This is a genomic window from Pseudonocardia oroxyli (assembly GCF_900102195.1).
Classification (GTDB): domain Bacteria; phylum Actinomycetota; class Actinomycetes; order Mycobacteriales; family Pseudonocardiaceae; genus Pseudonocardia; species Pseudonocardia oroxyli.
Window position 1 is genome coordinate 272943 of the sequence record NZ_FNBE01000006.1, and the last position, 21794, is coordinate 294736.

Below are 21794 nucleotides of genomic sequence, written 5' to 3' on the forward strand. Positions count from 1 at the left end.
GTGGCGGACCCACGCAGCATCGGCGGCTTCACGCTGACGCGCCTGCTCGGCGAGGGCGGGATGGGCCGGGTGTACCTGGGCCGCGGGCGGGCGGGGACCGCCGCGGTGAAGGTCGTGCGGTCCGACCTCGCGGGCGACCCCGAGTTCCGGGCCCGGTTCGGGCAGGAGATCCGGGCGGCGGCCCGGGTGCACAGTCCCTACACCGCCGCGCTGCTCGGTGCGGACGCCGAGGCCGACCCGCCCTGGATGGCCACCGAGTACGTCCCCGCGCCGTCCCTGCGCGAGGCCGTCGGGCTGCACGGACCGATGCCCGTCGAGCAGGTCCGGCTGCTCGGGATCGGGCTCGCGGAGGCGCTGAGCGCCATCCACGCCGCCGGGATCGTCCACCGCGACCTCAAGCCCGCGAACGTGCTGCTCGGGGCGGACGGGCCGAAGGTCATCGACTTCGGGATCGCCCGCGCCGCCGACGCGACGGTGCTGACCCGCACCGGCGCCGTCGTCGGGTCGCCGGGGTTCATCGCGCCCGAACAGATCACCCACGCCCGCTCCGAGCCCGCCGGGGACGTCTTCGCGCTCGGCGGCGTCCTCGCCTACGCCGCGACGGCACGGGCCCCGTTCGGGACCGGGGACGTCAACGCCCTGCTCTACCGCACCGTCCACACCGACCCCGACCTGTCCGGGATCCCCGAGCCGCTCCGGGGCCTGGTCCGGTCGTGCCTGGACCGCGATCCCGCCCGCAGGCCGGACACGGCGGCGATCCGGGCCGCGCTCGGCCCCGGCCGCCCGACGGACGGCTGGCTGCCCGCCACGTTGACGCCGTCGAGTGGCCGGGCGGTCGCGCGGGCGCCGCGGTGGCGCAGGCCGCTCGTCGCGGGCCTCGTCGCGCTGGTGGTGGCGGGGGCCGGGGCCGGCACCGCCGCGGCACTGGGTGCGTTCGGTGCGGCCCCGGCGACCCCACCGGACCCGACGCCCGTGGCGCAGCCGACCGCCGTCGCCCCGCCGACGACGGAGGACGTCCGGGTGGCGACCACGACCACCGGCTTCACCAGCCCCAGCGGCAACATCGCGTGCCTCGTCGCCCCGCAGTCGGTGCGCTGCGACATCGCCGAGTCCGCCTGGGACCCGACGACGATCCCGACCCGCCCGGCGGACTGCGAGGGCGTGTGGGGGGACGCGCTCACGGTGGCGGGCACCGACCGCCCGGACTTCGTCTGCCACGGCGACACCGTGTTCGGCACCGGCCCGGTCCTCGACTACGGCCGGTCCCTGCGCGTCGGGGACATCACGTGCACGAGCCGACAAACGGGCATCGAATGCCGGGTGGGCACGAGCGGACACGGATTCTCGATGTCCCGCACCGCCTACCGCTGGTTCTAGTGCCCCGTCCAGGAACGTTGGGGCCGGAATCGGGGGATCCAGCCACTCGTGGGCAAGGCGCCGCCCCGGTCTCGTACCGGGCGTACTCGGCCGGGGTGGCAACGCCGCCCACGGGTGGCTGGGCCGCCGAGTTCGGTCCTGAACGTTTCTGGACGGGGCACTAGGATCGGGCGCATGGCGGACGCGGAGATCCGGATCGGGACGGCGGAGCGCGAGTCCGCGTCGCAGGCGTTGAACGCCCATCTCGAGGCGGGCAGGCTCGGGGTCGAGGAGTACGCCGACCGGTCGGCGCTGGCGGCGAACGCCACCACCGCCGCCGACCTGGAAGCGCTGTTCACCGACCTCCCCGAGCCGCACCCGACGCTGCCCGGGCACGCCGTCGTGCCCCGCCCCGCTGCCGAGCCCCCGGCGCGGCGGTTCTCGGGGGCGGGCGCCCGGATCGCCGCCGCCAGCCCGATCCTCGCGCTGGTCCTGTTCTTCGTGCTGAACTCGGCGGGTGTCGGGATGGCGTGGCTGGCCTTCCTGCTGATCCCGCTCGTCGGCGCCCTGGGCTTCTCCCGGGACCGCGCCGAGGGCCGCGAGTAGCGCCTCCGGCGCTCGTGCGCGGCGAGTGGTGCCAGAGCACCACTCGCCGCGCACGAGCGCCGGAGGCGCGGTTCTCGGCTCAGTCCATGTCCGCCGGGCGGGTCGGCCAGGGCTCCAGGACGTCCGGGTAGTCCGCGCCGACCGTGTCCGGGTAGGCGGGCGGGCGCTTCTCCAGGAACGAGGTGACGCCCTCGCGGGCGTCCGCGCTGCGACCCCGGGCGTAGATCGCCGCCGAGTCGACCCGGTGCGCCGCCCACGGGGTGCTCTCCCCGAGCATCGACCACAGCATCTGCTTGGACAGCGCCACCGAGACCGCGGAGGTGTTCTCGACGATCTCCGCGGCCAGGGCGTAGGCGTGGGGCAGCAGCCGGTCCGGCGGGAGGACCTTGCTGACCAGCCGCCCGGCGAGGGCCTCCTGCGCGTCGAACACGCGGCCCGTCGCCACCCACTCCATCGCCTGCGAGATGCCGACGATCCGCGGCAGGAACCAGCTCGAGGCCGCCTCCGGCACCAGCCCGCGCCGCGCGAACACGAACCCGAACCGCGCCGTCTCCGACGCGATCCGGATGTCCATCGGCAGCGTCATGGTGGCGCCGACGCCCACGCACGGCCCGTTGATCGCCGCGATGACCGGTTTGCGGCAGGCCGCCGTGGCGAGCGAGGCGATCCCGCCGCCGTCGCGCGGGACCCCGCCGACGGTGCCGATGTCCCCGCGGTCGGCCCGGCGTGCCGGGTCGTCCGCGTCGAAGGTGGCGCCGCCGCGCCCGAGGTCAGCGCCCGCGCAGAACCCGCGGCCCCGCCCGGTGACGACGACGGCCCGCACGTCGTCGTCCGCGTCCGCCGCCCGGTAGGCCTCGACGAGCTCGCGCATCATCGTGCCGGTGAACGCGTTGAGCCGGTCCGGCCGGTCGAGGGTGATGGTGGCGACCCGGTCCGCCACCTCGTACGCGATCTCCGTGTAGGTCTGCCGGGGGACGGCAGCCGACGCCGGAGGCGGGGTGGGTGAACTCGCAGTGGTCACTTGGCCCACTCCCCCGTGAACTCGGGCCGCCGCTTGGCCATGAACGCGTCGAATGCGGCGGCGGGATCGGTGCCTCCGAAGTTGATCGTCTGGGCCCGCGACTCCCCCTCGAGCGCCTCGCGCAGGGTCTTGTCCGCGGCCTCGTTGAGCAGCACCTTCGACTGGGCCAGCGCCACCGGTGCCCCGCTGCGGAGCTTCCCGACGATCTCGTCGGTCTTGGCGTCGAGCTGGTCGTCGTCGACGACGTAGGTGATCAGGCCGATCTCCTTCGCCTCCTCGGCCCCGATGATCTCGGCCAGCAGCGCCAGCCGCTTGGCCTGCTGCAGTCCGACGATCTTGGGCAGCAGCCAGGAGCCGCCGAAGTCCAGCGAGAGGCCGCGCTGGGCGAAGATCTCGGAGAACCGGGCGGAGCGGCCCGCGACGACCAGGTCGCAGCCGATGGCGAGGTTGCAGCCCGCTCCGACCGCGACGCCGGACACCTTCGCCACCGTGGGCACGGGCAGATGGTGCAGGGCGAGCGCGATGTCGTGGAGGTAGTGCAACCGCCGCAGCGGGTGCCCCTCGCCCGTCCCTCCGGACAGGTCGGCGCCCGCACAGAAGTCCCCGCCCGCGCCGGTGAGGACGACGACCCGGATGCCCTCCTCCCGGCGGGCTCGCCGGAAGGCCGCCTCGAGCCCCTCCCAGACTGCGGCGTCCGCCGCGTTCTTGCGCTGCGGCCGGTTGATCGTGATCGTGAGGACCTCGTCGTCCAGGGTGGTGAGGACCGCGTCCCCGGTGTCCTCGCTCATACGCCGACTCCCTCGCTCGTGCCGATCCCCAGCTCGTCCGCCGGCCGCGCCCGCGCCGCCGACGGGGGGCCGAACAGCAGTTCCGTGCTCATGGCGCGCTTGTCGTACAGGTGCGCGTCGTGCTCCCAGGTGTAGCCGATGCCGCCGTGGAACTGCACACCGTCCCGGGCGGCCGCGAGGTAGGCGGGCCCGACGAAGGAGGCCACGACGCCGGCCGCCACCCCCGGCTCCGCGGGGTGCGGCGTCCGCGGCTCAGGCCGCGTACCGGACCGCGGAGACGGCCGACTCCCCGCTCGAGTACAGGTCCGCCAGCCCGTGCTTCACGGCCTGGTAGGAGCCGATCGCGCGGCCGAACTGCACGCGGATCGTCGCATACTCGGTGGTCGGCGGACTCCAGCCGGACGGCCTTCGCGCCGCTCACGGTGATCGCGGCGAGCCGGCGGGTCGGATCCAGCGTGGTGAGCACCGAGCGGGTGACCTCCGCCCCGGACACCCGGAACCAGGCGGGCCCGTCCGGCGCGGTGGCGACCACGAGGAACTCGTCCGCCGGGTCACCCGCCACGACGGGGGTCTCGCGGCCCTCCAGGCGCCAGCCGCCCGGCCCCTCGGTCGCGGTGGTCCGGCCGGGTCCCCACGGCGCCCCGGGCTCGGCGACGGCGAGCGCGGCGATCGTCTCGCCGGTCCCCATCCGGGGCAGCAGGTCCTGCTGCGCGGCCTCGTCGTCCAGGGCGAGCAGGGCGTCCGTGGCGAGCACGGCCGACCCGAGGAACGGCGTGGGCGCGAGCGCGCGGCCCAGCTCCTCGGCCACGATCGACCGTTCGACGTGCCCCGCGCCCGCGCCGCCGAGCTTCCCCGGGACGACCAACCCGGGCACGTCGAGGTCGCGACCGAGCCGGGTCCACAGGTCGCGGTCGACGCCGGTCTCGGACTCCATCGCCGCACGCACCGCGGCGGCAGGCGCGGCGATCTCGCCGACCACCTCCACCGCGAGGCGGGACAGCAGGGCTCCCGCGAGTTTGCCGACGGACCCCCGCGCGCCCGGCGCGTTCCCGGCGGCCGTCTCCTGCCGGACCCTGGCGTCGAACAGCTCGAGGACCCGCTCACGGGTGTGGAGCTCGGCGAGCCGGTCCCGGACGGCCGGGTCGGCGTCGACGCCGAGATCGCGGACCAGCGCCCGGACGGCCGCGAAGTCCAGCGGGTCGGTCTTCGCCGTGCGCCGCGAGCCGATGGTGACGCGCTCGTGGCCGAGCATCGTGACCGCGGCGTGCCACCCGGCGTCGACCTCGCCGATCACGCCGTCCGCGGGCCGGTGCACCGAGTCGGAGGTGATCTCGTTGAACGGCGACCGGCCGGACATGTCCTTGAGCGGCCGGACGGTCACCCCCGGCGCGTGCATGTCGATGATGAACATCGTGAGCCCGGAGCGCTTGGGCCGGTCGGGGTCGGTGCGGGCGAGCAGCGCTCCGTAGTCCGACCACCGCGTGCCGGTGGTCCACACCTGCTGCCCGTCCACCACCCAGCCGTCGTCGGCGGGGACGGCCCGGGTCTGCAGCGACGCGACGTCCGAGCCCGCCCCGGGTTCGGAGAACAGCCGGCACCAGATCTCCTCGCCGCGCAGCAGCGGGGGCCGGTAGCGGGTGCGCTGCTCGGTCGTCCCCAGGTCGTTCACGGTGGGCCCGCACATGCCCTGGCCGATCGTGAACGCCCCGGTGGGCAGCTCGTACTCGCTGGACTCGTCGGAGAACACCTGCTGGGACTCGGGGCCCAGCCCCTGCCCGCCCACGTCCGTGGGCCAGGTGATCCCGGCGTACCCGGCGTCGAACAGGGCGGCCTGGAAGGCCTTCGCGGCGGCCACGTCGGCCGCGGGGCCCGACGCGAGCGCATGGGCGCGCAACCAGGCACGGAGTTCCTCGCGACACGTGCTCAGGTCGGTCACGCCTCGACACCTCCCACGTCGACGCTGATCGATCAATCGTTAAGCTAACACCGTAGGAGGACGGTCAGAAGGGTGCCGGGGGCACTATCCTGCCCCGGTGAGTACCGCAGTCAGCCCCGAGGGGAACGGTCCGATCCCGCGTGGCGGGGGTCGCGAGGCGATCGCGACGGCCGCCCGGGAGGTCTTCCAGGAGCGCGGGTACCACGGCGCCTCCATCCGGGACATCGCGAAGCGCGCGGGCCTGTCGCTGTCCGCGCTCTACTACTGGCACCCCAGCAAACAGGACCTGCTGGCGGTGCTGATCGAGGACAACACCCTCGACTACTTCCGCCGGTGCGAGGAGGCGCTCGCGCGGGTCGGGGACGACCCGGCCGCGCGACTGGTCGCCCTGGTCGGAGCGACGGTGGAGTACCGGGTGGAGCGGCAGACCGAGAGCAACATCTCCAACCGGGAGTGGCGCAACCTCGAGCCCGAGCACACGACCCGGCTGCGCGAGCTGCGCGTCAAGGCCACCACGATCTGGTCGGACATCATCGACGCGGGCGTGGAGCAGGGCGTCTTCCGCTGCGAGCACCCGGTGGACGCCCGGCGCGCGGCCCAGGCGGCGTGCAACGCCATCGCGGAGTGGTACCGGCCCGGCGGCACCGTGACCACCGCCGAGCTCGTCGACCACTACAGCCGCATCGTGCTGCGGATCGTGGACCACCGCCCCGCCTGACGGCCTGTGCGTGGCAAGTGGTGCCAGAGCACCACTTGCCACGCACGAGGGCCGACGGCGTGGCACGGTCACATGGAGAAGGCCGGGTCGAGGCCCGGGTAGGGCCAGTCCGTCCGGTACAGCAGCCCGCGCCCCGACGACGTCACGTACGCCGTGTCGCCGCCGAAGCAGATGTTCGTGACGAACGGGTCCGGTTCGGCGACGGGGACCTGTCTGTCGAGCGCGCCGTCCGGCCGGATCACGCTGATCGCGCCGGTGACCAGGGTGGCGACGCAGACGTTTCCCGCGCCGTCGACCGCCAGCGAGTCCAGCAGCTGGAAGCCGCCGAAGCCGTGGAGCAGGTGCGCGCCCGCGGGCCCGCGGGGCGGTACGCCCGCCGGCCCGAGCGTGCCGGGCCCGGTCACCTCCCACTCCCACACCCGGCCGGTCTGGGTCTCGGCGACGTAGAGCCGGGAGCCGTCCGGGGACAGGCCGATCCCGTTCGGCGTCATGATCGGGTGGACGACCTCGACGATCTGCGTGCCGTCGGCGCGGGCGTAGCAGACCCGACCGACGTCCATGTCCCGCCCGCGGTTCTTGCCGAGGTCGGTGAACCAGAACCCGCCGTCGTGGTCGAAGACGATGTCGTTGGGTCCGTTCAGCCCCCGACCGTCCACCTCGGTGTAGAGGGTGGTGACGGCGCCGTCGGGCGCGACCCGCTCGATCCGGCCGCCGCTGTAGTCCGCGGGCTGCTGCCCGGGCGCGGTAATCCCGGCCCGGTCGTGCCACTCGAAGCCGCCGTTGTTGCAGACGTAGACCGCCCCGTCCGGCCCCACGGCGGCACCGTTGGGCCCGCCGCCCAGGTCGGCGACGACCTCGACCGCCCCGTCCGGCGCCACGCGCGAGAGCGTGCCGCGTTTGATCTCGACCAGGACGACCGACCCGTCCGCGCAGGCGATGGGGCCCTCGGGGAACTCGAGTCCGGAGGCCACGAGCTCCATCGCGCCTTCGTCGCCGACCATGGGTGTCTCCTCTCCGCGGAACGCCGGTTCAGCCACGCCGGGCCGCGATCTCGGGGGTCTCGGCCATCTCGGCCGTCTCGGCGACGAGCGCGCGCAGCTCCGGCTTGCGCACCTTGCCGCTGGTGGTCCGGGGCAGCTCCGGGACCACCAGCACCCGCCGCGGGATCTTGTAGCCCGCCAGCACGCCGCGGCAGAACTCGCGCACGCCCTCCTCGGTGACCGTGTGGCCCTCCCGGGCCTCGACCACCGCGACGACGAGCTGGCCCCACACCTCGTCGGGCTGCCCGACGACCGCCGCGGCCGCGACGTCCGGGTGCTGGAACAGGACCTCCTCGACCTGGTGGAACCAGCCGCCCCGCACGGCCTCGGCGGTGGCCTCGGGCCGGTTCCAGTAGCCCGCGCAGACCTGGTCGCCCCGGAGGTGGGCCATCGCCACGCCGTACCCGGCGATGTGACACAGCGGCCGGGGCATCAGCGAGACGCCGGGATCGTGGTCGTGCTCCCAGCTGATCAGCGAGTTCAGCACGGCGGCGACGACGTTGCGGTGAGTCAGCACCGCGCCCTTCGCCCGGCCCGTGGTGCCGGAGGTGTAGATCAGCCAGGCGGGCAGCGTCTCGTCGACGCGCGGCGGGTCCACGTCGTCGCCGAGCAGGTCCGCCCAGGTCAGCGCCCCGTCCGCGGGTCCGTCGAGGCAGACCAACGTCCGGATCGACGGCACGTCCGCGCTCGCCCGCCGGGCCGTCTCCAGGTACTTCCGCTCGGTGATCAGCACGGTGGGCGCGCAGTCCTCCAGGTTCAGCGCGACCTCCCGGGGGCTGAGCCGGTAGTTGAGGAACACCAGCGCCATCCCGGCCGCCGGGACGCCGTAGTAGGCCTGGACGTACTCGGCGTTGTTCTCGGTGAGGATCGCGATGCGGTCCCCGGGCTCGGCGTGGCGGGTGAGCCCGTCGGCCAGCCTGCGGACCTCGCGGTCCAGCTCCGCGTAGGTCCAGGTGCGGTCCTCGAAGACCAGGGCCGGTTCGTCCGCGCGGCGGGCGGCGGTGAAGGACAGCACGTCGCCGATGAGCATGCCATGTCGCTCCTATCCGGGGAAGGTCAGGTACTTCGGGTTCGCGGTCCGCAGCCGGTCGGTGATGTCGGCGCGCACCGCGGCCAGCAGCGCCGGGTCCGCCCAGTCGACGAGCCCGGTGCGGATCGCCGCGGCGAGCTGGGCGGTGTCGGCGGCGCCGAACGCCGCCAGCCGCCTCGCGTGGGCCCGCTCCTGCGCGGGTCCCAGCGCGATCTCCCGGGCCACGGTGTCGACGACGTTCGCCGCCACCCGGGCGTGGAAGCCGGTGCGGCCGGGGGTCGGCAGCACCTCCTCGCGCAGGAACATCGCCACCGCGTCGAGCAGCTCCGCCGCGGTGGGGCGGCCGTGCAGATCCGAGGGCGCCGCCGGCTCGACGGTCGGGTCGCCCGCCGGGTGCCCGAGGGCGAGGAACAGGTCGTGTTCCTGTTCGCACACCCGCCGCCCGATGGCGACGAGCTCGACCGAGGGCGTCGTGCCGGAGAGGTGGAACTCGGCCATCGCCCGGCAGCCGACGGCCCAGCGCGCGGTGCCGTAGACCTGCCACCAGCGCACGGCCTCCGGGTCCGGACGGGTGCCCGCGACCTCGGCGTAGCCGTCGAGCAGATCCTCGAGCGGGCCGAAGCCGCCGACCGCGGGGGCTTCGCCGAAGCGCCAGCACTTCACGCACAGCCAGCCGAGGTCCTCGCGCGGGTCGCCGCGGTGCACGGCCTCCCAGTCGAGCACGGCCGCCAGTCCGTCCTCCGTGATGATCATGTTTCCGTTGCGGAAGTCCCCGTGCACCACGGTCTCCGGGACGTCCGCGGGCCGGTGGCGCGCCAGCCACTGCAGCGCGATCTCGACCGACGGCAGCGGCTCGCCGAGCTCGTCGTAGGTCGCGCGCAGGTGGGCCAGCGGCTCGCGCGCCTCCAGGCCCGGGACCTCCGCGGGCGGGATCCGGTGCACCCGGGCCACGGCCCGGCCCAGCTCGCCGGCCAGGCGCGGCCGGACCGCGGCGTACCGCTCGTCGCGCAGCAGCCTGCGCGCGAGGGTCTCGCCGTCGACGTGCCGGGTGATCAGGAACGGCGCCCCGAGGACGTCCGGGTCGGTGCCGTGGTCCACCAGGTGCGGTACCGGCACGCCGACCCGCTCCGCGGCCGCGATCGACCGCGCCTCGAGCGCCATGCCCGCGGGCCGGTCGGTCCCCGGCGGGTCGCGGCGCAGGATCAGCCGCTCGCCCCCCGCGGTGAACGACCAGGTCTCGCGGCTCGCGCCCCCGGTGAGCCGCACCAACCCCTCGACGTCTCGCCCGAGGCGCGCCGCGAGCCGCTTCTCCAGCTCGGCGGTCACGACCGGATCTTGTTCGGCCCCGCGAAGCCGAACAGGTAGCCCGCGACCTTGCGCATCTGGATCTCCTCGGCACCCTCGGTGATCCGGTAGCGGCGGTGGTGGCGGTAGATGTGCTCGAACGGCGTGTGGCGGGAGTAGCCGAGCCCGCCGTGGACCTGCATGGCCCGGTCCGCGGCCTCGCAGACGAAGCGGTTGGCCCGGTAGTTGCACATCGAGACCTTGTCGCTGATCTCCATGTGCGGCACCCGGTCGAGCTCCCACGCGGTCTTGCGGACCAGGCCGCGCAGCATCTCGGCCTCGGTCTGCAGCTCCACCAGCGGCCACTGGATGGCCTGGCGGGTCGCCAGCGGCGCGCCGAAGGTGATCCGCTCGCGGGCGTAGGCCACCGCGCGGTCGATGCAGAACTGGCCCGCCCCGACACCGGAGGCGGCCTGGCGGATCCGGTTCTCGTGCACGAAGGTCTGCGCCACCGCCAGGCCGAGCCCCTCCTCGCCGAACACGGCCGAGTTCGGGACCCGGACGTCGGTCAGGGTGACCTCGGCGTGGTCGGTGGGCATGTTCAGCGTCCACCAGTGGAAGTCCACCGAGAAGCCGGGGGTGTCGGTGGGGACGAAGAACGCGGTGATTCCGCGCCCGTCCCCGTCGTCCCCGCTGGTGCGGGCGAACACCACGTCGTGGGTGGCGGAGTGCATGCCGGAGTTCCAGCGCTTGGCGCCGTTGAGGATCCAGTCGTCCCCGTCGCGGACCGCGCGGGTCTCCATCCACGTGGCGTCGCTGCCGTGGTCGGGCTCGGTGAGGCCGAAGCCGATCCGGGCCCGCCCGGTCAGCATCGGCTCCATGTACTCCTCGACCTGCTCGGGGGTGGCGAACGCCAGCAGCATGTGCGCGAACGGGAAGTTCCCGACCACGCTGGACTCGTTCTGCAGGTCGTTGTGCAGCCCGAGGCCCTTGTGCGCCAGGTGCTCCCGGATCACGGCCATGTCGAGGTTGGAGCCGTCCCGCCCGCCCACCGACTTCGGCAGGGCGTAGCGCAGCCAGCCCGCGGCGTCCGCGCGGCGGCGCATCTCGCGCAGCAGCTCCTCCCATTCCCGCCGCGGGGTGCCGCCCGCCTCGAAGTCCGTGCGCGCCCACTCCCGTCTGTGGTCGAAGAACCGCTCGTTGTCGTCCTGGGCCTGCAGCGGCGCGATCTCGGCCTCGATGAACGCATCGAGATCGTCCAGCGTCTGCGTCAGCTCCACGGGAAGCGCGAAATCCACGGAATCTCCTTAACGATCGTTCAGCTAGGATGCCCCTCGACGAAGGCGCTGGGAAGGGGTCGGATGGACGAGATCCGCTACGGGGTGGACGCGGGCGTGGCCACCCTGACGATCGACCGGCCCGCCAAGAAGGGCGCGATGACCTTCGCGATGCTCGCGGAGTTCACCGCGCGCATCGCGGAGGCGGGCGCCGATCCCGCGGTCGCGGTGCTGGTCGTGACGGGGGTGCCCGGCAGCTTCTGCGCCGGCATCGACCTGGCCGACCCGGCGTCTCGGGCCCCGGACGACCGCGGGGCGGGCGGCGAGCGCGCACCAAGGAGCTCGTGCTCTCGGGGGCGGGGCGGGGGATGACCGACCAGGTCACGGCCACCCGGGCGGCCCTGGCCGAGTGCTTCGCATCAGAGGACCACGCCGAGGGGGTCGCCGCGTTTCTGGAGCGCCGTCCCGCCCGGTTCACAGGGAGGTAGGGCATGTCCGAGCAGCGGGTCACGATCGCGATCACCGACGGGGTGGCCGACGTCCGGCTCGCCCGGCCGGAGAAGCGCAACGCCCTGGACCCGGCGATGTTCGAGGGGCTGGTCCTCGCCGGGGAGCGGTTGCGGGACGAGCCGGGCGTGCGCGCGGTCGTGCTGTCCGGCGAGGGCCCCGACTTCTGCGCGGGCCTGGACTTCGGGTCCTTCCAGGCGATGCGGGACGGGCAGCGGCTCTCCGCGACCGCGGAGCTCCCCCCGACCGACGGGCCCGCCAAGGCCACCGGGCAACGCGCGGCCCACGTCTGGACCACGCTGCCGATGCCGGTGATCGCCGCCGTCACCGGCAACGCGCTGGGCGGCGGCCTGCAGATCGCGCTCGGGGCCGACATCCGGATCGTCGCGCCGGACGCGGTGCTGTCGGTCCTCGAGATCCGCTGGGGCCTGATCCCGGACATGACCGGCACCCAGGTGCTGCCCGAGCTCGTCGGCCGCGACCGGGCCAAGGAGCTGACCTTCACCGGACGCCGGGTCAGCGGCACCGAGGCCGTGCGCATCGGCCTGGCCACCCGGGTGGCGGACGCACCCCGGGAGGCGGCGCTGGAGCTGGCCCGCGAGATCGCCGCCGTCAGCCCGCACGCCGTCAGCGCCGCCAAGCGCCTGCTGGAGAGCTCCGGCCGGGTGGACGTCTCGACCCAGCTCGCGGCGGAGCAGACCGAGATCGGCGCCCTGATCGGCAGCCCGAACCAGAAGGAGGCGGTGGCCGCGGGCTTCGAGAAGCGCGCCCCCGACTTCCGCGACTGAGCATCACGGAGCCCCGGCTAGAGGTCGCCCAGGTCGACCAGGAAGGCGACCTCCTCCGGGCTGTACCAGGCCAGTTCCTGGTCCTCGGCCTCGCCCACCAGGAACTCCGCGTCCAGGTCGCCCAGGTCCGCCTTGTCCACCACGCCCGCCGCCTCGCGCACGGCGTGCTCGGCCTCCTCGCCGTCGACGTGGACGGCGGCGATCGCGGACATCGGGACCGAGCCGGTGATCCGGACGGCGCCGTCGTCCAGATCGGGGCGCAGGGTGGCCTCCATGTCCGCCGCGACCACCACCCGACGGGCGGGGATGTCCTCGCCGAGGCCCAGCTCCACCGCCAACAGCCGCAGCGACGCCCGGGCCGCCTCGCTCATCGCGGCGTACTCGAGCTCCTCGTCGTCACCGGCCACGTACGACTCCCGCAGCCGCGGGGTCAGCGCGAACGCCGTCCCGCCGATGGGGTCGAACTTCCCCGTCTTGACCAGCGTGCGCAGCATCGGCCAGGTCCCGGGGAGATAGATCCGCACCTTCGTCTCCTACCTGTTCGCCGCTCGCAGTTCGTCCAACGCCTCGTCGACCATGCCGGCCAGCACCTCGACGTCCGCCATGCCGTCCCGGTCGCCGTTGAACCCGTAGTACACCCCGCCGTCGTAGCTGGTCAGCCCGATGGCCAGGGCCTGCCCCTTCGCCAGCGGGACGACCGGGAACATCTCCAGCATGCGCGCTCCGGCCGCGAAGAGGGGGAACTGGGGGCCGGGGACGTTCGTCACCACGAGGTTGAAGATGTGGCGCGCCATGCCGCTCGCCGCCCGCGCCCCGAGCGCGTGCAGGGTGGGCGGGGCGAACCCGCCGATCCGTACGAGGGTGTCCGCGCCGACGTTGCGACCGGTCGAGGTGTGCTCCCGCATGGCGTGTGCGACGTGGTGCAGGCGGACGACCGGGCTCGGCTCGCCCACCGGCAGGTCCACGAGGAAGGACGACACCCGGTTGCCGAGGGTGCCCGCCGAGCTGGGCACGTCCGCGTCCCCGCGCACGGACATCGGGACCATCGCCCGGACCGTCGCCCCCGAGGTGACGGGCTCGCCCCGGGAGAGCAGCCAGCTGCGCAGCGCCCCGGCGACCACCGACAGCACGACGTCGTTGACCGTGCAGTCGTGCGCCGCGCGGACCGCGCGGTAGTCCTCGAGGTTCGTGCGCGCCACGGCGAAGCGCCGCTGGGTGGAGACCTCCACGTTGAGCGGGGTGCCCGGCACCGGTCGCGTCGCCGCCCACGCCATGGTGACCAGCTTGCCCGCCATCCCGGCGACCTTCGTGGCGGTCGCGACGGCGTCCCCGGTGGCGGCCCGGACGTTGTCCGCGATCTCGCCCGGCCGCGACACCGCCTCGCCGATGGCCTCGGCGACCAGCCGGACGTCCGACGGCGTGGGCCGCGGCATCCAGACCTCCTCGGCCCGCGGCTTCGCCTCCGGCGAGACGTCCAGGATGACCTGGGAGAGGTCGATCGCCGAGATCCCGTCGACCATGGCCTGGTGGGTCTTGGTGACGACGGCGACGCGCTCGTCGGCCAGGCCCTCCACCAGGTACATCTCCCACAGCGGCCGGGTGTGGTCGAGCGGGCGCGACATCAGCCGCGCGACGAGCTCGCACAGCTGGGCGTCGGTGCCCGGGCGGGGCAGCGCGGAGCGGCGGACGTGGTACGCCGTGTCGAAGTCCGTGTCGTCCACCCAGACCGGGCGGGCGAGGTTGCCGGGGACGTGCCGGACCTTCTGCCGGTAGCGCGGGACCAGCGAGATCCGCTGCTCGACGAGCCGCACCAGCCGGTCGTAGTCGAGCCCCTCGGGCCCCTTCCGGAACACCGCGACCCCGCCCACGTGCATCGGGGTGGTCGGCTGTTCGAGGTAGAGGAAGGACGCGTCCAGAGCGGAGAGCCGGGGCGGCATGGGGTGATCCTAGGCCGTGCCCTGCGGGCCCAGGGCCGCGGAGTTCGTGATCGACGTTGCTCCCGGCGAGGCGGAGGGCCGCGCCGCGGTACTGGACGTCCTGGGCCGGCCCGACAACGCGGCCGGGAGCGACTTCGGCGCGAAAGCCGTGGTCCTGGGCCCGCAGGGCGCGGCCTAGGCTGAGCAGGTGACCGTATCGCCGAAGGACGCTTTCATCACCGTGTACGGCCGCAAGCCGGTGCTCGAGGCGCTCGCCGACGAGGGCCTCGCGGTCGACAAGGTGCTGATCGCCGAGGGCAGCCGCGGGGACTCCGTGCGGGAGATCGAGCAGGCGGCCCGGCGGCGGGGCGTGGCGGTGTCGCGGGTCAGCGCGCACCGGGTCAAGGTGTTGGCGGGCAACGGGCGCCACGACCAGGGGGTGCTGGCGGACGTCGTGGCACCCCGGATGGCGCCGGTGTCGGTGTTCCTCTCCGACCTCGGCTCGCGGCGACCGGCGTCGGTCCTCGTGCTGGACCGGGTGACGAACCCGTCGAACGTCGGGATGATCCTGCGCACGGCCACCGGCGCGGGGCTCGACGGCGTGCTGCTCCCCCGCCGCGGCGTCCCCGCCATCGACCCGCTGGTGATCAAGGCCTCGGCGGGGGTCGCGTTCGCCGCGCCCGTGCTGCGCTCGGGCACGGTCGAGGAGGGCCTGGCGGCGCTGCGGGAGAGCGGGTTCGGGATCTTCGGGCTCGACGCGGGCGGGGAGTCGCTGCTCTCCGCGGCCCTGCCGCCGCGGGTCGCCCTGGTGCTCGGCAACGAGACCGACGGCCTGTCGGACGGCGTCCGCCCCCTGCTCGACGGCGTGGTCGGCATCCCCCTGTTCGGCGGCGTCGAGTCGCTGAACGTGGCCAGCGCCGCCGCGGTGGCGGCCTACGAGCTGCACCGCAGGCGCTGAGGATCCCGGGCGGGACGTCGTACCCTGGCCCGCATGGTCCAGCGTCGGTTGCCCCGCCCCAAGGAGATCCTCCCCCTGCTCCGGCCTGCTCCGTTCGTCCGGGACGCGACGGCCCGCCGTCTCGCCCGCGCCGCGTCGATCGACGATCTGCGCACCATCGCGAAGCGGCGCGCACCCCGCGCCGTCTTCGACTACACCGACGGCGCCGCGGACGGCGAGCTGTCGCTGAGCCGGGCGCGGGCCGCGTGGAACCGCGTCGAGTTCACCCCGACCGTGCTGCGGGACGTCAGCACCGTCGACCTGGGCCGCGACATGCTCGGCGCCCGCTCCGCCCTGCCGTTCGCGCTCGCGCCCACGGGTTTCACCCGCATGATGGGCACCGAGGGCGAGCCGGCGGTCGCGACCGTCGCCGCCGAGGCAGGGATCCCGTACACGCTGTCCACGATGGGGACCACCACGATCGAGGACGTCCCGTCCGCCGCACGCCGCTGGTTCCAGCTCTACCTCTGGCGGGACCGCGCGTTCGCGAAGGACCTGGTCCAACGAGCGGCCGCCGCGGGCTACGACACGATCATGCTGACCGTCGACACCCCGGTGGGCGGCAACCGCCGCCGAGACGTCCACAACGGGCTCACCATCCCGCCGGCGCTGACCCTGCGCACGTTCGTCGACGGCGCGCTGCACCCGCACTGGTGGTTCGACCTGCTCACCACCTCGCCGCTGACGTTCGCGACCCTGGAGTCCACCGAGGGCACGGTCGCCGACATGATCAACCGGGTCTTCGACCCCGCCCTGACCATGGACGACGTCGAGTGGTTGCGCGGCGCCTGGCCGGGCAAGCTGATGATCAAGGGCGTGCAGAACGTCGACGACGCGCGGCGGGTCGTGGACGCGGGCGCAGACGCCGTGCTGCTGTCCAACCACGGCGGCCGCCAGCTCGACCGCGCGCCGGTGCCGATCGAGCTCGTCGAGCCCGCGGTCGACGCGGTCGGCGACCGGGCCGAGGTCTACGTGGACACCGGGATCACCCACGGCGCGGACGTCGTGGCCGCGATCGCGCTCGGGGCGCGCGGCGCGCTCGTCGGGCGGGCCTACCTCTACGGGCTGATGGCGGGCGGCCGGGCGGGTGTCACCAAGGCGGTGGACATTCTGCGGGGCGAGATCACGCGGACGCTGCAGCTCATCGGCGTCACGGCGGTCGACGAGCTCCGCCCAGAGCACGCCCGCCTTCGCTCGATCGGGTGAGCCCCGACGTGCGCGCCGGCGCTCGGGGGTCCAGGCTGCCCGGCATGGGATTCCTGGACAAGGCAAAAGAGCTGATCGGCCAGCACGACGACAAGGTCGACCAGGGCCTCGACAAGGCCGGTGAGGCCGCGAAGAGCAAGTTCGCGGGCCACGACGAGCACATCGACAAGGCGGTCGACTTCGCACAGGAGAAGACCGGCCAGGGCAACACCACCGCGGCACCGCCGCCGGCGCCGGAGGGCGAGCAGCCGCCGCCCCCGCCGCAGTAGGAGCCCTACCAGTCGAACAGGATGCCGAGTTCACTCACCGTGGACTCGGCATCCGTGTGTCGGACGCCGACCGCGCCCGCCGCGACGGCGCCGCGGACGTTCACCGGCAGGTCGTCCACCACCACGCAGTCCCCCGGCTCCAGGCCGAGCTGCGCGGCGGCGCGGCGGAACGCCTCCGGGTCCGGCTTGCGGGCCCCGCCGCGCCCGCCGAGGACGACGGCGTCGAACTGGCCCGCCAGCTCGTCCGGGACCGCGTGGGCGTCGCTGAGCAGGGCGACGCGCAGGCCCGCCGCCCGGGCCCGGCCGGGCAGGGCGGCCATGGCGGGGCCGTCGGTCAGCACACCGCCGTAGTCCAGGATCAGCCCGCGCACCCCGGCCACGCTACCGGGCCGCGCGCACCAGCCGCTCCAGGTAACGGCGCACCGTCGGCTCGTCCCCGTCCGCCCCGGGCAGGGCCGCCCGCCACTCCCGCGCGACCGCGGCCAGGACCGCCTCCGCCGTCGCCGCGCCGCGCTCGGTCAGCCGGGGGCGGACCACGCGCCGGTCGGCCCGCTCCCGGTCCCGCACGACGAGGCCGCGGTCCTCCAGGTCGGTGAGCACCGGGGTGAGGGTGGTGGGGGTGAGCCCGACCCGGGCGGCGAGGTCGCGCTGGGTCGCGACGGGCTCGACGAGCGCCTCCAGGACGTCGAGCGCGGTCGGGGACAGGCCGTGCCGCGCGACGATGCGGGCCCGCAGCCGGGTCAGCGCGGTGCCCGCGGCGCTGACGAGCCGGTCGAGCGGTTCGGGGTCGGGTTCGGACACGGCTTCGGACACGGCTTCGGACACGGCTTCGGACACGGCTTCGGACACGGCGGGGAGCGTAAGACCGTGCGGCCCCGCACCATGTGGGAACGAAGTGTCCCGTTCGCACCCGTGAACCCGGGCGCGCCCGCAGGCTCCGACCATGACCCTCGCCGCGACCGCCGTCCCGATCACCCCGCTCGCCCCGCCCCGCTTCGCCGTGGTCTCGACCGAACCCGAGGCCGACCCGGAGAGCGACTCCGGGATCGACGCCGGGATCAACGCGCGCGCCGACCCCCTCCCGGTGGGCGCCGCGCAGCAGGCGCCGCACCTGCGCTCGCGGAACCCGTCGCCCCGGACCCGCGGCGACGCCCACCTCCCGCTGGTGCCGGGATCGGTGCGGGCCGGGGCGCGCGAGGCGGCGGCGCGGCGGCGGGCGGAGACGGTGGTCCGGATCGCCCTGGAGGTGTTCGACGGCCATCGCCCCCTCGCCCACCTCGCGCCCTACGCGAGCCCCGAGGTGCTGCGCTACGTCGCCGCCGGGGTGCCGCGCCGCGGGCACGGCCCGCCCCACGGCGTGCTCCGCTCGCTGCACTGCCGCCCCGTCGACCGGACCGGCACCGAGGTCACCGCGGTGTGCCGGTTCGGCGACCGGGCCCGCGCCCTCGCCGCCCGGCTCGACCTCACCCCGACCGGCGACTGGCGCTGCACTGCGCTCCGGGTGCTCTGAGCCCCGGCGAACGGCGCGCTCGCTCACACCTGGTGAGCGAACGCGTCGTTCGCCGGGGTGGGCTCAGTCCAGGATCGCGGTGGCCTCGAGCTCGACGAGGAGGTGCTGGACCGCTGGTCACTGGCCGTGCTGAACGAGCTGTGCGAGCGACCGACCCGCTTCAACGGGTTGCGCCGCGCGATCCCCGCCGTGTCACAGAAGTCCCTCACCGCGACCCTGCGCCGTCTCGAACGCAACGGGATCGTCGAGCGCACCGTGACCGCCACCCGCCCGGTGGCCGTCGAGTACCGGATCACCCCGCTCGGCAAGACGCTGCGGCACCCCGTGGACGTCTTGATCGCCTGGGTGGACACCACCCTGCCCGCGATCCAGGAGGCCCGAGAACGCTTCGACACGGAGACGGCGAACGGCGCGCTCGCTCACTAGTGCCCCGTCCAGGAACGTCGGGGCCGGAATCGGTGGATCCAGCCGAGTTCGGTCCTGAACGTTTCTGGACGGGGCACCAGGTGTGAGCGAACGCGCCGTTCGTCGGTACGGGTCAGCGCTGGCGGCGGGCCTGACGGCGGCGCTCGGCGCGGTTGCCGCCCTGTCCCCCGCCCTGCTGTCCTCCGCCCTGCGGGCGCTGCTGCGGGCGGCCACCACCGTTGCGGGTGGCGACCTCGCCGTCCTCGGTCGGGCCGCTGTAGCTCAGCCCCTGCGTGGGCGGGCCGGAGCGGAAGGCCGCGGGCAGCACCGAGGTGGGGGTCTCGTCCGGGCTCTGCTGCGGCACCCGCGGGATGCGACTGGTCACCGGCTCGGCCGCGGAGGACGCCGCCACCGGCGCCGCGACGGCACCGTTGGGGGCCGCGCCGTTCGGGGCGGCCCCGTTCGCGGCGGCTCCGTTCGCAGCGGGCTGCTCGGCGCCCGGCGCGGGGACCTCCTGGATCTGCACCGCGACGTTGAACAGGTGCCCGACCGTCTCCTCCTTGATGCCCTCGAGCATCGCGGTGAACATGTCGAAGCCCTCGCGCTGGTACTCGATCACCGGGTCCCGCTGGGCCATCGCCCGCAGCCCGATGCCCTCCTTGAGGTAGTCCATCTCGTAGAGGTGCTCGCGCCACTTGCGGTCGATGACCTGCATCAACACCTGCCGCTCGAGCTCGCGCATGCCGCCCTGCGGGCCGATCAGCGCGTCCATCTCGGCCTCGCGGCGGGCGTAGGCCCGCTCGGCGTCCGCGAGCAGCGCCTCGGTGATCGTCTCCTTGGAGAGATCGTCCACGTCGTCGGCGTCGACGAGGTCCTGCCACTTGATCGAGACCGGGAAGAGCTGCCCGACGGCCGTCCAGAGCTTCTCGAGGTCCCAGTCCTCGGCGTAGCCCTCGGCGGTGGCCCCGTCGACGTAGGCGGTCACCACGTCCCGCTGCATGGAGCGGATCTGGTCGGCGATGTCCTCGCCCGCCAGCACCCGCGCGCGCTCGGCGTAGATGACCTTGCGCTGCTGGTTGAGCACCTCGTCGTACTTGAGGACGTTCTTGCGGATCTCGAAGTTCTGCTGCTCGACCTGCGTCTGCGCGCTGCGGATGGCCCGGGTGACCATCTTCGCCTCAATCGGGACGTCTTCGGGCAGGTTGAACCGGTTCATGATCGACTCGACCATGGCGCCGTTGAACCGGCGCATCAGCTCGTCGCCCAGGGAGAGGTAGAAGCGGCTCTCACCCGGGTCGCCCTGACGGCCGGACCGACCGCGGAGCTGGTTGTCGATGCGGCGCGACTCGTGGCGCTCGGTGCCGAGCACGTAGAGCCCGCCCGCCTCGCGGACCTCCTCCGCCTCCGCCGCGACCTGCTTCTTCATCCGGGCCACGGCGTCGTCCCACGCGGCCTCGTAGGCCTCGCGGTGCTCGACCGGGTCGAGCCCGCGGCTGCGCAGCTCCAGGTCGGCGAGGAAGTCCGGGTTGCCGCCGAGCATGATGTCAGTACCGCGGCCCGCCATGTTGGTGGCGACCGTGACCGCGCCGACGTGGCCCGCCTGCGCGACGATCATCGACTCGCGCTCGTGCTGCTTCGCGTTCAGCACCTCGTGCGGCACCTGGCGCTGGGTCAGCAGCGTGGACAGGTACTCGGACTTCTCCACGCTCGTGGTGCCGACCAGCACGGGCTGGCCCTTGTGGTGCTTCTCGGCGATGTCGTCCGCCACCGCGTCGAACTTCGCGGCCTCGGTCTTGTAGATGAGGTCCGGCTGGTCCGCGCGGACCATCGGCCGGTTCGTCGGGATGACGACGACGTGCATGCCGTAGGTGCTGTGCAGCTCCGCCGCCTCGGTCTCGGCGGTACCGGTCATCCCGGAGAGCTTGTCGTAGAGCCGGAAGAAGTTCTGGAGGGTGATCGTGGCGAGGGTCTGGTTCTCCGCCTGGATCGTGACCTTCTCCTTGGCCTCGATCGCCTGGTGCATGCCCTCGTTGTAGCGGCGGCCGGACAGCACGCGGCCGGTGAACTCGTCCACGATCAGGACGTTGCCGTCCCGGACGATGTAGTCCTTGTCCTTGGCGAAGAGCTCCTTCGCCTTCAGCGCGTTGTTGAGGTACCCGACGAGCGGGGTGTTCGCGGCCTCGTAGAGGTTGTCGATCCCGAGCTGGTCCTCGACGAAGGACACCCCGTCCTCGGTGACGCCGACGGTGCGCTTGCGCTCGTCGACCTCGTAGTGGCGGTCCCGCTGCAGCAGCGGCGCCATCCGCGCGAACTCCTGGTACCACCGGGCGCTCTGCTCGGCCGGACCGGAGATGATCAGCGGGGTGCGCGCCTCGTCGATGAGGATCGAGTCCGCCTCGTCGACGATCGCGAAGTTGTGGCCGCGCTGCACCATGTCCGCGGAGTTCCACGCCATGTTGTCGCGCAGGTAGTCGAAGCCGAACTCGTTGTTCGTGCCGTAGGTGATGTCCGCTGCGTACTGCTCGCGCCGCACCGCCGGGGTCTGGTCGGCGAGGATCACGCCCACGCTGAGCCCGAGGAAGCGGTGGATCCGGCCCATGGTCTCGGCGTCACGCTTGGCGAGGTAGTCGTTCACCGTGACGACGTGCACGCCGTCTCCGGACAGCGCGTTGAGGTAGCTGGGCAGGGCACAGGTCAGGGTCTTGCCCTCACCGGTGCGCATCTCCGCCACGTTGCCCAGGTGCAGCGCCGCGCCACCCATCAGCTGGACGGGGAACGGCCGCTGGCCCAGCGTGCGCTTGGCCGCCTCCCGGATCGCGGCGAACGCCTCCGGGAGCAGGTCGTCGAGCGTCTCGCCCTCGGCGTAGCGCTCCTTGAACTCGTCCGTCTTCGCGCGCAGCTGCGCGTCGGTGAGCACCTCGAAGTCGGGCTCGAGCGAATCGATGTGGTCGGCGATCCGGCCCAGCCGCTTCACCAGCTTCGTCTCGCCGGCACGGAGCAGGCGGTTCAGCAAGGACGGCACTGATCGACCTCATTCACATCGCGGTCTCGGGCGGTGGCCGGCGCGCAGGGGCCCGCCGACCGGGGCGGACGCCGAGCCGCACGGTTCAGCGACTCCGGCGCACACACCGACCCATGGT

At 73.8% G+C, this 21794-nt stretch carries 23 protein-coding genes; 11 read left to right on the plus strand and 12 right to left on the minus strand.

All coding sequences use genetic code 11. From position 1 onward, the window contains the following. Positions 1 to 1377: a serine/threonine-protein kinase gene (locus BLS43_RS11830; protein WP_218129792.1), complete on the plus strand. Its 1377-nt coding sequence runs from the start codon at positions 1 to 3 to the stop codon at positions 1375 to 1377. Between the two features lie 174 nt (positions 1378 to 1551). Continuing rightward, positions 1552 to 1962, plus strand: coding sequence for a DUF1707 SHOCT-like domain-containing protein (locus tag BLS43_RS11835; protein ID WP_093082411.1), 411 nt, complete (start codon positions 1552 to 1554; stop codon positions 1960 to 1962). A gap of 79 nt (positions 1963 to 2041) precedes the next feature. Here the strand turns inward: BLS43_RS11835 and BLS43_RS11840 are convergent, their stop codons facing one another. The 3 genes from BLS43_RS11840 to BLS43_RS11850 all read right to left on the minus strand — a co-directional run bounded on the left by BLS43_RS11840 (position 2042) and on the right by BLS43_RS11850 (position 5707). Further along, positions 2042 to 2983 carry a crotonase/enoyl-CoA hydratase family protein gene (locus BLS43_RS11840; RefSeq protein ID WP_093082415.1) on the minus strand — a complete coding sequence of 314 codons (942 nt, stop codon included), beginning with the start codon at positions 2981 to 2983 and terminating at the stop codon, positions 2042 to 2044. Then, the gene (locus BLS43_RS11845) at positions 2980 to 3771 is read right to left on the minus strand and encodes an enoyl-CoA hydratase/isomerase family protein (RefSeq protein WP_093082419.1); all 792 of its coding nucleotides are present in this window, start codon (positions 3769 to 3771) and stop codon (positions 2980 to 2982) included. The genes BLS43_RS11840 and BLS43_RS11845 overlap by 4 nt, the downstream gene beginning before the upstream one ends. Before the next feature lie 88 nt (positions 3772 to 3859). After that, a complete protein-coding gene (locus BLS43_RS11850; RefSeq protein ID WP_093082424.1) occupies positions 3860 to 5707 on the minus strand; it encodes an acyl-CoA dehydrogenase family protein in 1848 nt (615 codons plus the stop codon). 97 nt (positions 5708 to 5804) lie between these two features. Between BLS43_RS11850 and BLS43_RS11855 the strand changes: the two genes are divergently transcribed. After that, entirely contained in the window at positions 5805 to 6425 is a 621-nt protein-coding gene (locus BLS43_RS11855) for a TetR/AcrR family transcriptional regulator (RefSeq protein WP_093082428.1), read from the plus strand. A 68-nt stretch (positions 6426 to 6493) separates the two neighbouring features. Here the strand turns inward: BLS43_RS11855 and BLS43_RS11860 are convergent, their stop codons facing one another. The 4 genes from BLS43_RS11860 to BLS43_RS11875 are packed head-to-tail and all read right to left on the minus strand — an operon-like array spanning position 6494 to position 11077. After that, complete coding sequence (locus BLS43_RS11860) at positions 6494 to 7426, minus strand: SMP-30/gluconolactonase/LRE family protein (protein WP_245707439.1); 933 nt, start codon at positions 7424 to 7426, stop codon at positions 6494 to 6496. A 28-nt stretch (positions 7427 to 7454) separates the two neighbouring features. Next, the gene (locus tag BLS43_RS11865; RefSeq protein ID WP_093082432.1) at positions 7455 to 8495 is read right to left on the minus strand and encodes an AMP-binding protein; all 1041 of its coding nucleotides are present in this window, start codon (positions 8493 to 8495) and stop codon (positions 7455 to 7457) included. A 12-nt stretch (positions 8496 to 8507) separates the two neighbouring features. Further along, positions 8508 to 9821 carry a phosphotransferase family protein gene (locus BLS43_RS11870; protein ID WP_093082437.1) on the minus strand — a complete coding sequence of 438 codons (1314 nt, stop codon included), beginning with the start codon at positions 9819 to 9821 and terminating at the stop codon, positions 8508 to 8510. After that, positions 9818 to 11077 carry an acyl-CoA dehydrogenase family protein gene (locus BLS43_RS11875; protein ID WP_093082443.1) on the minus strand — a complete coding sequence of 420 codons (1260 nt, stop codon included), beginning with the start codon at positions 11075 to 11077 and terminating at the stop codon, positions 9818 to 9820. Before BLS43_RS11875 ends, BLS43_RS11870 begins: the two co-directional genes overlap by 4 nt. Before the next feature lie 63 nt (positions 11078 to 11140). Between BLS43_RS11875 and BLS43_RS11880 the strand changes: the two genes are divergently transcribed. Continuing rightward, a complete protein-coding gene (locus BLS43_RS11880; protein WP_093082448.1) occupies positions 11141 to 11428 on the plus strand; it encodes an enoyl-CoA hydratase/isomerase family protein in 288 nt (95 codons plus the stop codon). A gap of 119 nt (positions 11429 to 11547) precedes the next feature. Then, a complete protein-coding gene (locus BLS43_RS11885; protein ID WP_093082452.1) occupies positions 11548 to 12351 on the plus strand; it encodes a crotonase/enoyl-CoA hydratase family protein in 804 nt (267 codons plus the stop codon). Between the two features lie 17 nt (positions 12352 to 12368). Here BLS43_RS11885 and BLS43_RS11890 read toward each other — a convergent pair whose 3' ends face one another. Beyond that, positions 12369 to 12875 (minus strand): DUF6912 family protein, encoded by a 507-nt coding sequence (locus tag BLS43_RS11890; protein WP_093082457.1) that lies wholly within the window; start codon positions 12873 to 12875, stop codon positions 12369 to 12371. Positions 12876 to 12884: 9 nt separating this feature from the next. Beyond that, positions 12885 to 14288, minus strand: coding sequence for a WS/DGAT/MGAT family O-acyltransferase (locus BLS43_RS11895; protein WP_093082462.1), 1404 nt, complete (start codon positions 14286 to 14288; stop codon positions 12885 to 12887). Between the two features lie 46 nt (positions 14289 to 14334). On the opposite strand from BLS43_RS11895, the gene BLS43_RS31650 reads away from it, so the two are divergent. From BLS43_RS31650 to BLS43_RS11910, 4 genes are read left to right on the plus strand one after another with little or no spacing between them, the layout of a single operon-like run. Next, positions 14335 to 14466 carry a hypothetical protein gene (locus tag BLS43_RS31650; protein WP_281245828.1) on the plus strand — a complete coding sequence of 44 codons (132 nt, stop codon included), beginning with the start codon at positions 14335 to 14337 and terminating at the stop codon, positions 14464 to 14466. Between the two features lie 9 nt (positions 14467 to 14475). Then, the gene (locus BLS43_RS11900) at positions 14476 to 15225 is read left to right on the plus strand and encodes a TrmH family RNA methyltransferase (protein ID WP_093082467.1); all 750 of its coding nucleotides are present in this window, start codon (positions 14476 to 14478) and stop codon (positions 15223 to 15225) included. 33 nt (positions 15226 to 15258) lie between these two features. Further along, a complete protein-coding gene (locus BLS43_RS11905) occupies positions 15259 to 16470 on the plus strand; it encodes an alpha-hydroxy acid oxidase (protein WP_093082473.1) in 1212 nt (403 codons plus the stop codon). Positions 16471 to 16514: 44 nt separating this feature from the next. After that, positions 16515 to 16739, plus strand: a complete 225-nt coding sequence (locus BLS43_RS11910) for an antitoxin (RefSeq protein ID WP_093082478.1) — start codon at positions 16515 to 16517, stop codon at positions 16737 to 16739. Between the two features lie 5 nt (positions 16740 to 16744). Here the strand turns inward: BLS43_RS11910 and BLS43_RS11915 are convergent, their stop codons facing one another. After that, the gene (locus tag BLS43_RS11915; RefSeq protein ID WP_342741153.1) at positions 16745 to 17110 is read right to left on the minus strand and encodes an HAD-IA family hydrolase; all 366 of its coding nucleotides are present in this window, start codon (positions 17108 to 17110) and stop codon (positions 16745 to 16747) included. A 10-nt stretch (positions 17111 to 17120) separates the two neighbouring features. Beyond that, on the minus strand, positions 17121 to 17588 hold the full coding sequence (locus tag BLS43_RS11920) for a MarR family winged helix-turn-helix transcriptional regulator (RefSeq protein ID WP_176921282.1): 468 nt from the start codon (positions 17586 to 17588) through the stop codon (positions 17121 to 17123). A 94-nt stretch (positions 17589 to 17682) separates the two neighbouring features. Between BLS43_RS11920 and BLS43_RS11925 the strand changes: the two genes are divergently transcribed. Both BLS43_RS11925 and BLS43_RS11930 read left to right on the plus strand, forming a co-directional pair. Continuing rightward, positions 17683 to 18249 (plus strand): Rv3235 family protein, encoded by a 567-nt coding sequence (locus BLS43_RS11925; protein ID WP_093082488.1) that lies wholly within the window; start codon positions 17683 to 17685, stop codon positions 18247 to 18249. A gap of 57 nt (positions 18250 to 18306) precedes the next feature. Beyond that, complete coding sequence (locus BLS43_RS11930) at positions 18307 to 18675, plus strand: winged helix-turn-helix transcriptional regulator (RefSeq protein WP_093082493.1); 369 nt, start codon at positions 18307 to 18309, stop codon at positions 18673 to 18675. Positions 18676 to 18787: 112 nt separating this feature from the next. On the opposite strand, the gene secA is transcribed toward BLS43_RS11930, so the two are convergent. Then, positions 18788 to 21676 (minus strand): preprotein translocase subunit SecA, encoded by a 2889-nt coding sequence (secA, locus tag BLS43_RS11935; RefSeq protein WP_425438537.1) that lies wholly within the window; start codon positions 21674 to 21676, stop codon positions 18788 to 18790. Between the last annotated feature and the right edge of the window lie 118 nt (positions 21677 to 21794).

Excerpts from the sequence above, each read along its gene's own strand:
- BLS43_RS11835 (WP_093082411.1), top strand. The coding sequence starts at position 1,552 with ATGGCGGACGCGGAGATCCGGATCGGGACGGCGGAGCGCGAGTCCGCG.
- BLS43_RS11845 (WP_093082419.1), bottom strand. The coding sequence starts at position 3,771 with ATGAGCGAGGACACCGGGGACGCGGTCCTCACCACCCTGGACGACGAG.
- BLS43_RS11860 (WP_245707439.1), bottom strand. The coding sequence starts at position 7,426 with ATGGTCGGCGACGAAGGCGCGATGGAGCTCGTGGCCTCCGGACTCGAG.
- BLS43_RS11865 (WP_093082432.1), bottom strand. The coding sequence starts at position 8,495 with ATGCTCATCGGCGACGTGCTGTCCTTCACCGCCGCCCGCCGCGCGGAC.
- BLS43_RS11880 (WP_093082448.1), top strand. The coding sequence starts at position 11,141 with ATGGACGAGATCCGCTACGGGGTGGACGCGGGCGTGGCCACCCTGACG.
- BLS43_RS11885 (WP_093082452.1), top strand. The coding sequence starts at position 11,548 with ATGTCCGAGCAGCGGGTCACGATCGCGATCACCGACGGGGTGGCCGAC.
- BLS43_RS11895 (WP_093082462.1), bottom strand. The coding sequence starts at position 14,288 with ATGCCGCCCCGGCTCTCCGCTCTGGACGCGTCCTTCCTCTACCTCGAA.
- BLS43_RS11905 (WP_093082473.1), top strand. The coding sequence starts at position 15,259 with ATGGTCCAGCGTCGGTTGCCCCGCCCCAAGGAGATCCTCCCCCTGCTC.
- BLS43_RS11910 (WP_093082478.1), top strand. The coding sequence starts at position 16,515 with ATGGGATTCCTGGACAAGGCAAAAGAGCTGATCGGCCAGCACGACGAC.
- BLS43_RS11925 (WP_093082488.1), top strand. The coding sequence starts at position 17,683 with ATGACCCTCGCCGCGACCGCCGTCCCGATCACCCCGCTCGCCCCGCCC.